The following is a 13,947-nucleotide window of genomic DNA, read 5'->3' on the forward strand; positions in this document are numbered from 1 at the left end:
CTCTCGAACAGCCCGTTCGAGAGCATTCTTCCCGGAGTCGATTGCTTTGGGGGAGGCGCTAGCCGATGAGGGAGACGGCGCGGGCGATCACGAGGGCGAGGAGCACGAATCCCGCGAACGACTCGAGGGCCATGAGGAGCTTCGCGCGGTGGGTGAGCGGCATGGTGTCCGTCGGGCTGAACGCCATCGAGTTGGAGAGCGAGAAGTAGAAGTAGTCGATGTAGTTCGGCACCCAGCCCATCCGGGCACTCGACCCCCTGGCCACTTCGTCGATCGCGTCGTGGTCTTCGTCTTGCGGAAAACGGAAGTCGGCGCGGGGCAGCTCGTGTCGGGCGAGACTCGCTCGCGAGACGGGGCCGCCGCGGTCGAGCACCCAGAACACGAGGGCGAACGCGATGACGTTCGTCAGCCACACCTGAAGCGACGCGAGCAGCAGCTCGTATCCGTTGCCGTGCTTGTTGAGCAGCCGCAGGATCGTCTCGACGAAAGCGATCTGGTTGGCGGCGAGGATGAGCACGGCCAGCGCGATCTCCGCACGCCGCGACCAGCGCGACTCGCGGGTGAGGTGGTGCGGGTTGTAGATGACGAGCGCCGCGAGCATCAGCACGCAGATGCCCACGACGGCATACCGCTCGAACACGGGGATGACACTGGGGAGAAATGCATAAGCGCCCAGTGCGACGAGCGTGGCGATCAGGGCGGGCCAACGATGCTCCGGCGCGACTTTGTGTTCGCGCGTCCGGGTCTCCTGGCGCGTGCCGCCCTCGTTCTTGCTCATGCTGGTGACGTTACCCCAGCATCATGGGCGAGCTGCCCAGGCCGGTCGGTACGCGAGCTGACCCGGCTCAGAGCCCGCGCCGCCACTGGGTGAGCGGGCGTCCGTCGACGTGCACGCCTGTGCCGACCGCGACGAACCCTGCGCGGCGTGCCACGTTCTCGCTCGCGATGTTGCCGTCCAGGGTGCTGAGCCAAAGGCGGCGCGCGCCGGAGGCGTGCAGCCAGTCGACCAGGGTTCGCACCGCATCCGTCGCCAGCCCCCGGCCTCGGCCCTCGGGTTTGAGCGCGTAGAACAGTTCGTGGTCGCCGTCGGCCCGGCGCCCGAAGCCGGCGGTGCCGACGATGGTGCCGGCCTCGATCACGAGGTAGCGGATGCCCAGGCCGGCCTCGACCAGGTCGACGTTGAAGCCGGCGCGGGCACGCGACTGCTCCTTGGTGAGGTCGGGCGGATACATGGTCCACGTCGGCACGTCGGCGACGCGCGAGAGGTCGTGCTCGATGCGCCAGTCGTCGGGCGTGAGGATGCGCAGCTCCGCATCCTCACGCCCCACGACGTCGAGCCGGCGAGGGATGGTCTCCATTCGCCCGATGCTAGCGAGCCGTCAGGCCACCGGGGTCAGGGCGGAGACCTCGGCGATCGAGCGGGTGCGCGCCGACTCGTATGCGCCGAGGATGATGCCGAGCACCTCGACACCCTCCTTCTCGGTGTGCAGCGGGCGGGTGCCGTCGAGCACACTGCGGGCGAAATGCTCGATCTCCGCGCCGAACTCGTGCACGGGCTCGAGCTCGAGCACGACGGGCTCCTCGCCGCGCACGTGGTAGCTCAGGGTGGTTCCGTCACTCGTGAGCGAGCCGAGCTCGCCGACCGCCGAGAAGCGTTCGGTGCTGTCGGCCGCCTCGTACGCCCAGCTGGTGACGATGGTACCGATCACACCGTTGTCGAACCGCACGAGCACGGTGGCCGAGTCTTCGCCCTCCATGAACGTGAGGCGGTGCGTGGCGAGCATCGCGGTGACCTCGACAGGGGAGCCGCCGGCCAGGTGCAGCAGCAGGTAGGTGGGGTGGTATCCCGTGTCGATCAGCTCGCCGCCGCCGCTGGTCGCGGCGTGGGCGCGCCATCCCATGCTCTCCAGGTCGAAATCGTTGAAGAAGCTGTCGGTGGTGCGCACCTCGTAGACGCGGCCGATGGTGCCCGACTCGATGAGCTCTTTCGCCTTCGCGACGGCGGGGAGGAAGAGCTGGTTGTGCGCGCACATCAGCGTGACGCCGGTCTCTTCGACGACGGCGCTGACCTCGCGAGCCTCGTCGGGAGTGAGGCACAGCGGCTTCTCGCACAGGATGTGCTTGCCGGCCCTGGCCGCCGCGACGATCGCGTCTTTGTGCAGGTGGTGGGGCAGGCAGATGTCGACGGCGTCGATGTCTGCGTCGGCGAGCATCTCGCGGTAGTCGGCGTAGATCGCGGCGCCGGTGTCTCCGGCCCGCTTCTCCGCGTTCTCGCGCACGGGGTCGGCGACGGCCGCGAACGTGACGGTCTCCGGGTTGCGCAGGTAGCCGGCGACGTGGGCTCCGGCGATGCCGCCGGCCCCGATGAGTCCGATGCGAACGGTGGTGCTCATGGTGATGATTCTCCTGAAAGTCGTGGATGATTCCGGGCGCGCAGCGGCCCAGGGGTGTTGTCTCGGATGCGGTCGTGCGGCGCTCGCGGTGCTGCCGAGCACCGCACGAAAGCCGCGGTCAGGTCGGACGGGTCAGATGGATGCGGTGACGGGTGACAGCGCCACGGCGGCGCCGCTCGCGGCCGACTCGTTGGCCGCGACGACCATCCGGGTCAGCTCGATCGCGTGACGGATGTTCTCGTCGGCGGTGGTGCCGTCGTGGATGTGCTGCACCCACTGCGCGAACGCTCCCGGAACAGCCTCCGGAACGGCGAGCTCCTGCCAGTCGTCACCGAAGGCGCCGCCCTTGGCGAGCAGGCGCTCGCCGCCGAATCCGTAGATCAGGGTGGCTTCGGTGCCGCGCAGCTCGATCGTGAACGCACCGGGCGTCGTGACCACGCTGGCTTCGAAGACGCCGAGCCCGCCGCCCGGGAACTGCGCCGTCACGGCCGCGTTGTCTTCGACCTCGCGGCCGGTGACGCTGCCGTAGCTCGCGCTGATCGACGTCGGCTCCGCACGGTGGAACAACCGCGTGAGGTAGGCGGGGTGGCAGCCGAGGTCGGTGAGGGCGCCACCGATGGCCGTCTGCGGGTCGCCGAACCGGTCGGGCAGCCAGCCGGCCACCCAGCCGTCGTGGGCCAGCCGCACGCGCGAATAGGTGAGCTCGCCGAGGCTTCCCTCGTCGAGCACGGCTTCGATCGCCTGCGTGTAGCCGTCGTAGAGCCGCGGGAGCGAGACGACGAGGGCCACTCCGGCGTCGGCCGCGGCGGCGACGATGTCTTCTGCCTCGGCGACGGTGGGCGCGAGCACCTTCTCGGTGAAGATGTGCTTTCCGGCACGCACGGCCTTCAGCATCACCTCGTGGTGCTGGTCGGTCGAGGTCGTGATCGTCACACCGTCGAGGTCGGGACGGGCGAGCAGCGCGTCGAGATCGGACACGAATTCCACGCCGAACTTCTCGGCGGCTTCCCGGCCACGAGCCTCGTCGTCGTCCCAGACGGCGACGAGTGTGGTGTCGGCATGTTCTTGCACTGATGTCGCGTAGTCACCGGCATGCACATGCCAGAAACCGATCGCGGCGATCGAAAGGGGATGGGACATGGCCAAAAGGCCTCCTTGCCTATGGGATCGATTGCGGAGTGCGCGAACACATCAAGCGTAACGACAGTGTGCCGCGCGTTGGGCAACTTTTGTCAGATTGCTGGCGAAAGTTGCCGACAGGTGAAAGGCGGGTCGTGGGCCCGCACGTCACGGATCATGCACCGACCGTCCGCACCAGTGCGAGCACGAGTGCCCGAGCTTCGGCGGTGACCAACCAGGGCGCGAAACCGTCCGGACCCAGGAAGGCGACGGCCCGGGGCGCCGGCGCGGCAGACCCGTCGGCGAGCGACGATCCCGTGCCGTAGAGGGCGATCACGGGATGCTGTGCCTCCGGCTCGCGCGCGACGACCACCGCATCCGCGCCCGGCTCCGACCACGTGAGCTTGCTCGGCCCGACGTAGACGCCGACCCGGCCGGTGAGCGCTGCCGCCGCCGGATGCGAGGGTTCCACGATCTCGATGGAGTCGAGCGCGAGCGCGACCACGGATTCGGTCGCCAGGCCGAGCGCGACCGTGTGTGCCCAGGCGATCAGCGGCACGGCGAGTCGCCCTGCGGCGACGGCCGTCTCCTCGTCGCCCGAGCGCGTGACGACGACCAGGTCGGGGAGCGGTGAACCGGCGGCGGGCGCCTCGGCGGAGATGGTGACGCGATGACCGGACGCACCCAGGAACTCGGCGAGCTCTCGGTCTCCGGGAGACGGGTTCGCCCCGGTCAAGAGGTGAACGGCGAAGGGGGCGACAAACCTCGAGTCGGCGTCTCCTGTCTCGTAGGGGGCAGTCTCGTCGCCCCCGAGACGTGCGATCGCTGCCGCGATCAGCTCGGCGACAGGTGCGCGCACGACATTCGCGTACTCCGCCTCGAAGCGGGTGCGGGCGGCGATGAGCTCGCGGAGGAGGTCGGCATCGGCGGCTGCGCCGGCGAGCACGTGGCAGGCGAGCGCGCCGGCCTCGCCCGCGGCCCGGGCGGCTCGCACCCACGGGGCGAGGCCCGCCGCCAGGTCGTCGGGCGCGCCGTCGGCCGACGTCTGGGCCAGGCGCCGCATCCAGTCGCCCAGCTGCTCCAGCGAGTCGGAGTCACCATTCAGAGCAGGCTCGAGGAGGGCGGCGACCTCGGGGGAGGGCGCGGCGGAGGGCGGCCACGAGCTGGTCACCGCCACGAGCGCGCGCAGCGACTCGACTCCGTTCGCGACCCGGGCGAACGAGCGTTCGGCCGCGGCGGATGCGTCATAAGCGGCCGGATCGGAAGCCCAGTCGGCGACCGCGGACAGTGCGAACCGCGACGGCGCGGCCTCGACCATCGGGTTGGCGACGATTCCGGCGAGCCGCGAGCCCGCCACGTCGCCCGGGCGACCGGTCAGCGGCCCCAGGAACACTCGCGAACGGTCGAAGTCGTTGACCGGAAAGTTGTCCCAGAGCACGAGCTCCCGGCCGTAACTGTCGGCGGCGCGGTCGATGTCGGTGCGAGTGATCTCGCCGACCACGATGTCGGAACCCGTCCAGAGCACGCGGGCGTCGGCGGGCAGCCGTTCAGCGAGGCCTGTCCGATAGGGGGAGGCTGCCGTTCCGGCGTAGTCGGTCGGGCAGACCAGCAGGGGTTCGGTGACACCCCGCGGAGCGAGGAACTCGTCGCGGAACCGAGCGGCGGCGTGCCCGTGGGCACGGCCGGCTCCGTGCGCGTCGTCGCCGAACGACTCGCGGTCTTCGGCGTGCGGAAGCTCGGTGGGCACATCGTCGAAGAGCAGCGCGAACGAGCGGACGCCCGCATCCCACAGCTGCGCGCATTTGGCGGCGAGAGCGCGATGGTCGTCGTCGCCGGAGAAGCGCATCGACAGCGCGGGGGAGATCGCGTACACGAACGCGACGCCGTTCGCGGCGGCCCGGCGGTTCAGTTCGGCCAGCTCGCTCAGCTCGTGCGCCGGATAGGGCGAACGCCAGTCATCGCGGTGGTAGGGGTCGAACTTCGGCGCGTAGACGTAGGAGGTGAGCCCGACCTCGCCCGCGAACTCGAAGAACGTCATGCGCTCGTCGAACGTCCACGGCTGCCCGTAGAAGCCCTCGACCACTCCGCGCCACGCGAGCTCGGGGAGGCGCGGGGTCATGCGGGGTCTCCATGCCACGATTTCCAGAGTTCGGAGTAGGCGCCGCCGGCGGCGACGAGCTCGTCGTGGCTGCCGAGCTCCTCGATCTCTCCGTCGCGCACCACGGCGATGCGGTCGGCGTCGTGCGCGGTGTGCAGGCGGTGGGCGATGGCCACGACCGTTCGGCCTTGGAGCACGCGTGACATCGCGCGCTCAAGGTCGCGGGCGGCGGTCGGGTCGAGCAGCGAGGTCGCCTCGTCGAGCACCAGGGTGTGCGGGTCGAGCAGCACGAGACGCGCCAGGGCGAGCTGCTGCGCCTGCGCCGGGGTGAGCACCACGCCGCCCGAGCCGACGACGGTGTCCAGGCCTTTCGGCATGGCGGCGACCCAGCCGAGCGCATCCACGACCCTCAGGGCCCGGGCGAGTTCGTCACGTCCCGCGGACGGGCGAGCCAGGGAGAGGTTCTCGGCGATCGTGCCGACGAACACATGATGCTCCTGCGTGACCAGGGCGACATGGCTGCGCAGGTCGTCGAGCGGAAGGTCGACGAGCCGCACCCCACCGACGGTCGCGAGCCCGCCGCTCGGTTCGGTGATGCCGGCGAGGATGCGGCCCAGCGTCGACTTGCCCGAGCCCGACGGCCCGACGACGGCGATGCGCTCGCCGACCGCCAGGTCGAGGCTGACGCCGTGCAGCACCTCGGTGCCCTCCCGGTAGGAGAATCGCACCTCGTCTGCCACGACGTGCTCGTCGCTCGGCTGCTCGCCGGTCGCCTCGCGGTCGGGGGGCACATCCGCGACACCGATGATGCGCGACAGAGCGGTGGTGCCCACCTGGATCTCGTCGAGCCAACTGATCAGTTCGTCGATGGGGGCGACGAGCTGCATGGCGTAGAGGGCGACGGCGGTCACCGCTCCGATCGTCGCCGCGCCGGTGGAGACGAGGTAGGCGCCCCACGCGATGACGACGACGACGGGCACGAGGAAGGACACGTCGGTGCTCGGGAAGAACCACGAACGCAGCCAGAGCGTGTACCACTCGGAGTCGCGGCGTTCTTTGAGCGCACCGTCGATCTTCGCGCGCTGCGCGGGCGCGAGACTGAGCGCCTCGATGGTGCGCACTCCGTCGACCGTCTCGCTGATGGTTCCGCCGAGGGTGGCGTACGAGGCGAGCTGGCGCTGGTATCCAGGGCCGGAACGCTTGAGGTACCAACGCGTGGCGAGGATGAGCAGGGGCAGGCCCACGAACATTGCGAGAGCGACCAGCGGGTTGATCACCAGCGCTGCGACCGCTGTGAGCACCGCTGTGACCGAGGCCACCAGGATGCGCGGAACACCGAAACGCACCGTCTGGGCGACGCTCTGGATGTCGTTGGTCGTGCGGGCCAGCAGGTCGCCGGTGCCCGCGGCTTCGACGGTCGACAACGGCAGCCGCGCCACGGTGGCCATGAACTCTTCTCGCAGCATCGCGAACACGCCCTCGCCGAGCACCATCGACTGCCGCTGGGCGAAACGCGTGAGCACCGCCTGGCAGACGATGGCACCGAGCAGTATCGCCGCGATGGTGTCGATGCCGGGGAGGTCGATGCGGTGCCCGGTGACGCCGTCGATGATCACACCGATCAGGGCCGGCCCGGCGAGCCCGGCGAAGGCCGCGAGCGTCTGGAGCCCGAGCACGAGGGCGAGCTGGCGTTTGTGCTGGGCGATGAGGCGGGATGCGGTGGCCCGCACCGTCGCGGTGCTAGCGATCGGCAGCAGCATCGTCGTCTCCCTTCTTCGGGTTCTTCGTGGACTTGCCGGGCTTCGGGGGCTTCTCGCCCTTCGGAGGCTTCTCGGGTTTCGCCGCCTTAGCGGCGGCCCGCTTGGCGCGCTTCGCGCTCTTCGTCGTCGCGGCGCCGATCGCCGCAGGGCGCACGGCCTTGACCGGTTGCGTCGCCGTCCAGAGGGCGTCGATCGATCCCGTCCAGGCGGCCTCGAGGTCTTCGCCGTCGACCGGCTCCGCGCTGCTGATCGTGCGAGAGACGATGGCCCGGTACAGGTCGCCCAGGTCGTCGTCTTGGCGCAGCAGCTCCTCGTGGCGTCCCGTGCCGACGACCCGGCCGTGCGAGACGACGGCGACGGTGTCCATGCGATCGAGCAGAAGAGGGCTCGCGGTCACGACCACGGTGGTCTCTCCATCGCGCGCTTCGCGCAGGCGGGCCGCGATCTGCGACTCGGTGTGGGCGTCGACGGCGCTGGTCGGCTCGATGAGGATGAGGATCTCGGCGTCGGAGAGCAGCGCCCTAGCCAGGCTCAACCGCTGCCGCTGGCCGCCCGAGAAGGTGCGGCCGCGTTCGGCGACGCGCTCGTGCACACCCTCCGGCAGAGCGTCGACCGTTTCGGTGACGGCGGCCGCTTCGAGGGCCGCCGACACGCGCCGGATGCGCCCGGTGCTGGTGTCCCTGAACTCGCCGTCGCGGGTCGGCAGGATGTCGAGCCCGTCGAGCAGGCGACCGCCGAAGAGGTGCGGGTTGGCGTCGTTGACGACGATCCGTTCGCGCACCGACCGCACCGGAACGGTCGTGTGATCGACCCCGCCCCAGAGCACGGGGGCTTCGCGGTGCAGTGAGTCGTCGAACCGGCCGAGCCGGGTGGCGATGGCGGCGGCCTCGTCGGGGTTCGCATCCACGATCGCGGTGAACCGGCCCGCCTCGACGGTGAGGCCGGAGGCGACGTCGACGAGGGGCGATCCGGCGGGCGGCGCCGCTGCCGTGGCCCTCGTGTCCCGTGCCGCGGGCTCTGTGCGCAGCACCGCGAGCACGCGCCGGGCCGAGACGACGCCGGCGGTGAAAGTCTGCGCGGCCTCGACCGCCGTGCGCAGGGGCAGCACCAGAAACGTGGCGTACCCGTAGAACGCGGCGAGCTCGCCGGGCGTGATCTCCCCGTCGACGGCGAGGTGCGCTCCGAACCAGACGATGAACACCAGGAAGATTCCGGGCAGGAGGATCTGCAGCCCGTCGAGCCACGACTGCGTGCGGGCGACACCGACGCCCGCGCCGCGCACCCGCTGGGACTGTCGGGCGTAGCGGTCGACGAACTCCTGCTCACCGCCGACGCCGCGCAGCACGCGCAGGCCCACCACCGTGTCGGCGCCGAGGGTCGTGAGCCGGCCCGACTCCTCGCGCCAGGCGGCCTGCTTCACGCGCAGCGGCCGCAGCAGCAGCGCGAGCACGAGGGCGACGGCCGGAACCCCGATGATGACCGTGAGCCCGAGCGGCACGGAGGAGACGAGCATGATGACCGAGACCGCGATGAACGCCACGACGCCACCGCCCAGACGCGCCGTCACATCGAACATCTGCCCGAGGCGGATGGAGTCCGTCGACACCGTCGCGACGATCTCGCCCGACGAGGTGGTCGCCGTGATCGCCGGGCCGGTCTCGGCCGAGTGGTAGCCGATCAGCCTGGCGATGCCCAGTGACGAGCGCAGCCAGTTGGAGACGGCCATACGGTGGCGCAGCATCCCGGTGACGGCTTGGATGGCGGCGACCACGAGCAGCGCGCCGCACCACAACCAGAGGCGCTCGCCGTCGCCGGCGATGCCGTCGTCGATGGCGCGCCCGAGCAGGAACGGCCAGACGGCCTGGCAGAGCATCCAGACGACGCCGAAGGCGACACCGGCCAGCAGGGTGGCGGGTTGCCGGGCGGCCTGCCAGAGCAGGAAGCGGGGCACCGACGCGAGGTGGCGTCGGTCGGTGGGTGAAGCAGCGCGAGCGCTGGGCACGGGAACTCCTTGGACGGATGGCGAAGCGGATGGGATGCGCAGGATGGGGTGCACGGATGCGTCCGTGCGGCCGGCATCACGCGGTCGGCGTCAGTGGCCCGGCGGTCTGAGGGTGGCGACCGCTTCATCGGTCAGTGCGACCGCGGGAGCCTGGCGGAGCAGCAGGGTCAGCTGCGCCGCCGTCTCCAGCTCTTCGATGAGGTCGATCGCCGCGTCGAGCGTGGGCGCGGCGACCACCGGTCCGTGGTTCGCGAGCAGGAGCACGGCATGTGCCGCGGCGTGCTTGCGCACCGACGCCGCAAGGTCTTCCGAGCCCGGGGCTGCATAGGCGGCGATCGGAACCGGGCCGAGCCTCATGACGCGGTACGGCGTGAGGTTCGGCAAGGCGGCGAATCCGTCCCGGTCGGGCGGCAGGCAGGCGATCGCCGTGGAGTAGGGGGAGTGCAGGTGGATAACGGCCGCCGCATCCGGTCGCTCGTCATACATCGCCCTGTGGAGCGGAAGCTCCTTGGTGGGGCGTGGGCCGTCCGCCGCGCTGAGAGGTGCCGAGTCGTTCGGCTCACTGCCGACCAGCGCCAGGTCCGCCGGCTGCACGTTGCGCAAGGAGGCGCCGGTGGGGGTGGCGAGGATGCTGTCGCCCAGTCGCACACTCAGGTTGCCCGAGCTGCCGGGCGAGAGGCCGAGCGCCGAGAGGTGCCGGGCGGCCTGCACGATCGCTTCGCGCAGGTTCGCCTCGCCGGTCAGCGACGGCGCAGAGGCAGGCCCGGGGGTCACGGTGCCGCCTCCCACGCCGTGGAGAAGAGGTCATCGCCGCCGAAGTTACCCGACTTGAGCAGCAGCGCGATGGTGCCGCCGGAGGTGGGCGTGCCGGTGGTGGGCGTGCCGGTGGTCCACGGCACGCCGGGCGCGACCTGCTCGCCCACCCGCAGCCTGTCGATGCCGAGACGCGCGACGACGGCGCCCGAGGTCTCGCCGCCCGCGACGATCATCCGCGTGACGCCGAGAGCGGCGACGGCGTGAGCAGCCAGGTGCGCGAGGGCATCCTCGACCAGTGTCGCGGCACGGTCGGTGCCGAGCTCCTGCTGTGCACGGGCCAGCTCGTCGCCGGAGGTCGTCGCCGTCACGAGCACCGGCGCTGTGCCGAGCAGCGAGGTCGCCAGCTCGGCGCGCAGGCGGTCGAGCTCCGCATCCCCGTTCGCCGCCAGGGCATGCGGATCGACCACGATGCGCGGGCCGGCGAACGCCGCGTTCTGCGCGCGCGTCGCCGAGGACGCACTGCCGGAGACGATGATCCGGCCTCGGTCGCGCACCCGCTCCAACGGCGCGGCGGCGCTGTCGTTCGCGGCTCCGGCGGTTCGGGCCAGTGCCGTCGCGACGCCGGCGGCGCCCGCGGCGACGACGGGGCGTTCGCGCGCGACGATCAGCAGGGCGCGGGCGATCGTGTCGAGGTCCCGCTCGTCGGAGGCGTCGGTGAGGATGTGGGCGGCACCCGACTCGGCGAGCTCGCGGATGCGCTCGGCCACCGCATCCGCGCCGCCCGCTGACGACGCGGAGCGCGCAAGGCCCGCGACCCTGTGGGGCGTCTGAGCCTGGAGCACGCGCACCACGTCGGAGTCGCGCATGGGGGTGAGGGGATGGTCGCGCATCGGTGTCTCGGCGAGCGGGATGCCGTTCACGAGAAGGTCGCCGCGCTCCTGAGTTCGCCCGGAGCCCGGTGTGGCAGGCGTGCCGATGGTGATCGCATCGCCGCCGCGGGGCTGGGCGTCGCCGGCGACGCGGGCGAGCGCATCCGCGACCTGTCCTATGTTGCCGCGCGCGGTCGAGTCGAACGTCGAGCAGTACTTCTGGTAGAGCAGAGTGGCCCCGCCGGCGAGCAATCGTTCGGCCGAGGCGGTCGACTCGCGAACGGCCTCGGCGACCGGTGCCGTGCGACTCTTGAGGGCGACGACCGCGACACCGGATTCGCCGGGAGCGCCGGGGAACAGACCGTCCGAATCGGCCGGAACGCCGATCGTGACGACGGTCGGCAGTCCGGCCGCGGCCACACGACCGGCGAGGTCGCAGGCGCCCGTGACATCGTCGGCGACGACGCCGAGCCGAAGCGTGCCGGAGGTCAAGAGGCGCCCTCAGCCACGGCGTCGGGCGCGACGATCACGCGCACGCCGGCCTCGGTCAGCTGTCGCACGTCGTCGGGGTCGGCGCCGGAATCGGTCACCAGGATGTCGATGAGCGAGAGGTCTCCGAAGCGGATCGGAGCGCGCGCCCCCAGCTTGGAGTGGTCGACGAGCAGCACGGTGACCGCGGACACGCGGGCCAGTTCCTGCTTGAGCTCGGCGTCGAGGGCGTTTGCGCAGAGCACACCGCTCGCGTCGACCGCGGTGGCCGACAGCACGGCGATGTCGACCGAGTAGTCGGCGATGGCGCGGCGCGCTCCGGCCCCAGCGAAGCTCCGCGTTTCGTGCTGGTAGACGCCGCCGATGGCGATGAGCTCGATGTCGTCGCGCTCGGTCGCGGCTGCGATGACCGGCGCGGAGTGGGTCAGCACCGCGACGCCGCTACGCACCACCCCAGCCAGGGGTGCGACCGTCGTTCCCGCGTCGAGCGCGATCGTCGCGGCGCCGTCGAGCAACGGCAGGCAGGCGGATGCGATCGCGTGCTTCTCCGAGCCGCCGGACCGGTCGCGCTCCTCGAAGGGCAGGCCGTGGCCCAGGTGCGGCAGGCTGGCGCCGCCGGGAACCCGGCGCGCGAGCCCCTCCAAGGCGAGCTGGCGCAGGTCGCGGCGGATGGTCATCTCGGAGACGCCGAACTCGTCGGCCAGTCGCGACGAAGAGACATAGCCTTCGGTCGCAAGCCTTTGGAGCAGCTCGTCCCGGCGTGCCGGGGCCTCGGTGTAACGCACCCGTCCATCCAAGCGGCTGCTCCTGTTGATTGTCAATAATCGGACAGATCTTGACTCAAATGTTCGAAAGCGCACAAAATGGAGGAGTGACCCAGCACCGCCACATCGCCCTCGGGGTGGACATCGGCACCACGAACACCAAAGTCGTGGTCGTCGAGGTCGCCGACCCAGCAATCGGCGGCGCGCACGATTCCCGCGGTGTTCGCGAGGTGCGCCGGCGGTCTGTTCCGACCCCCGTCGGGGCCGCGGCGCTCAGGGATGCGGTGCTCGGCGCGATCGAGGCCGTCACGCGCGGCGGCGACGAACGCGTCGACGCGGTGGGCATCGCGTCGATGGCCGAGACCGGTGCGCTGCTCGACCGGGCCGGCGAACCACTGGGCGATCTGCTGCGCTGGAACGACGGCGACTCGGATGCGGTCGACGACCTCGTCTCGTCGGTCGGCGCGGCCGCTCTCTACGACGCCACGGGCGTGCCCGTTCCCGCGAAGACCCCCGTCGCCCGCTGGCTCCAGTTGCAGCGGGACGGCGACTCGCGACTGCGCGACGCTCGCTGGGCGGGCGTCGCCGACGAGATCGCTCTCGCGCTCACGGGCAGTTTCGCCACCGACCACACGCTCGCGGCCCGCACGATGGCCTACCGGTCGCTGCCGCTCACCGAGGCTCTGCCCGCATCCTTCGACCCGGAACTGACGGCGCTCGGCGGTTTCAGCGTCGACCGGCTGCCGACTGTGCTGAGGCCGGGGGAACCGGCGGGAGCGGTGACCGCTGAGGCGGCAGCGCGCACCGGGCTGACCGCGGGAATCCCCGTGCACATCGTCGGCCACGACCACGCGGTCGGCGCCTGGGCCGCGGACGTCCGCGCGCACGGGGAGGCGGCGAACTCCGTCGGCACCGCGGAGGCGCTGTTCCGCGTCAGTGACACGTCCATTTCTCGCGACGCCGCCCGACGGGCGGGCATGAGCATCGCTCGCACGGTCGACGGGGCGCACGAGTCGCTGCTGGCCGGCAATCCCACCGCGGGCGGCCTGGTCGAGTGGGCGTTCCGCACCATCCTCCCGACAGCCGACCGTGAGCGGACGCTCGCGGAAGCAGCCCGCGCCGCGGCCGACTGGCAGGGAGAGCCGCTGGTGCTGCCCTATCTGCGGGGTCGTCAGGCGCCTCATCCCGATCCGAGCGCGGTCTTCCGCGTCGTCGATCGTTCTGGAGCGACCGCCGCGCTTCCCGCGGACCCGGGCGACGCGCTCACGGCCATCCTCGGCGGTCTGGTGCTGCAGCTCGCCTGGCTCGACGCCGAACAGGCCGAGGTGATCGGCGCATCCGGAGCGCGAGCTTCGACGCTGCGGGTGCTCGGCGGGCCGGGAGCGGCGAACGACGCATGGTGGACGCTGAAGCGGGCGCTGATTCCCGGAGCGGTGACGCGCGTCGAGTCGACCGAACCGGTGGCGACCGGTGCCGCGCTGCTGGCGTTGCGGGATGCGACCGGCGCGAGTCCGGTGCTTTCCGCTCGGCAAGAGGCTGACGGCGACGCGGCGGAGGGCGCCATGGCCGCAAGCGCCGGGGCGTCGCCCCTGCTCGCGGATTTCATTGCCGCGGCGACCGCTTCGCATCCGGACTCCCCGCATCCCGCCTCCCCGCATCCCCGCTCCCCGCATCCCGCCGCCCGCTAGACCGGCGAC

General features: G+C 71.3%; 11 protein-coding genes. 1 reads left to right on the forward strand and 10 read right to left on the reverse strand.

The window, feature by feature from the left end:
* Nucleotides 1-58 precede the first annotated feature (58 nt).
* From ACFVWR_RS05560 to ACFVWR_RS05605, 10 genes are all read right to left on the reverse strand, one after another.
* Entirely contained in the window at nt 59-778 is a 720-nt protein-coding gene (locus ACFVWR_RS05560) for a hypothetical protein (protein ID WP_387208861.1), read from the reverse strand.
* Nucleotides 779-845: 67 nt separating this feature from the next.
* Nucleotides 846-1,358 (reverse strand): GNAT family N-acetyltransferase, encoded by a 513-nt coding sequence (locus ACFVWR_RS05565; RefSeq protein WP_387208863.1) that lies wholly within the window; start codon nt 1,356-1,358, stop codon nt 846-848.
* Between the two features lie 21 nt (nt 1,359-1,379).
* On the reverse strand, nt 1,380-2,393 hold the full coding sequence (locus tag ACFVWR_RS05570; protein ID WP_387208865.1) for a Gfo/Idh/MocA family protein: 1,014 nt from the start codon (nt 2,391-2,393) through the stop codon (nt 1,380-1,382).
* A gap of 132 nt (nt 2,394-2,525) precedes the next feature.
* On the reverse strand, nt 2,526-3,533 hold the full coding sequence (locus ACFVWR_RS05575) for a Gfo/Idh/MocA family protein (RefSeq protein ID WP_387208867.1): 1,008 nt from the start codon (nt 3,531-3,533) through the stop codon (nt 2,526-2,528).
* Between the two features lie 154 nt (nt 3,534-3,687).
* Entirely contained in the window at nt 3,688-5,631 is a 1,944-nt protein-coding gene (locus tag ACFVWR_RS05580) for a protein O-GlcNAcase (protein WP_387208869.1), read from the reverse strand.
* Entirely contained in the window at nt 5,628-7,370 is a 1,743-nt protein-coding gene (locus ACFVWR_RS05585) for an ABC transporter ATP-binding protein (RefSeq protein WP_387208871.1), read from the reverse strand. Before ACFVWR_RS05585 ends, ACFVWR_RS05580 begins: the two co-directional genes overlap by 4 nt.
* Nucleotides 7,351-9,372 carry an ABC transporter ATP-binding protein gene (locus ACFVWR_RS05590; RefSeq protein WP_387208873.1) on the reverse strand — a complete coding sequence of 674 codons (2,022 nt, stop codon included), beginning with the start codon at nt 9,370-9,372 and terminating at the stop codon, nt 7,351-7,353. The genes ACFVWR_RS05585 and ACFVWR_RS05590 overlap by 20 nt, the downstream gene beginning before the upstream one ends.
* 90 nt (nt 9,373-9,462) lie before the next feature.
* The gene (locus tag ACFVWR_RS05595) at nt 9,463-10,146 is read right to left on the reverse strand and encodes a class II aldolase/adducin family protein (protein WP_387208875.1); all 684 of its coding nucleotides are present in this window, start codon (nt 10,144-10,146) and stop codon (nt 9,463-9,465) included.
* On the reverse strand, nt 10,143-11,489 hold the full coding sequence (gene otnK / locus ACFVWR_RS05600) for a 3-oxo-tetronate kinase (RefSeq protein ID WP_387208877.1): 1,347 nt from the start codon (nt 11,487-11,489) through the stop codon (nt 10,143-10,145). Before otnK ends, ACFVWR_RS05595 begins: the two co-directional genes overlap by 4 nt.
* Nucleotides 11,486-12,271: a DeoR/GlpR family DNA-binding transcription regulator gene (locus ACFVWR_RS05605; protein ID WP_387208879.1), complete on the reverse strand. Its 786-nt coding sequence runs from the start codon at nt 12,269-12,271 to the stop codon at nt 11,486-11,488. The genes otnK and ACFVWR_RS05605 overlap by 4 nt, the downstream gene beginning before the upstream one ends.
* An 86-nt stretch (nt 12,272-12,357) precedes the next feature.
* Here ACFVWR_RS05605 and ACFVWR_RS05610 point away from each other — a divergent pair, with 86 nt between their 5' ends.
* Nucleotides 12,358-13,938 (forward strand): L-fuculokinase, encoded by a 1,581-nt coding sequence (locus tag ACFVWR_RS05610; RefSeq protein WP_387208881.1) that lies wholly within the window; start codon nt 12,358-12,360, stop codon nt 13,936-13,938.
* Nucleotides 13,939-13,947 lie beyond the last annotated feature (9 nt).

It is taken from the genome of Leifsonia sp. NPDC058292, assembly GCF_042880955.1.
In the GTDB taxonomy this organism is placed as follows: domain Bacteria; phylum Actinomycetota; class Actinomycetes; order Actinomycetales; family Microbacteriaceae; genus Leifsonia.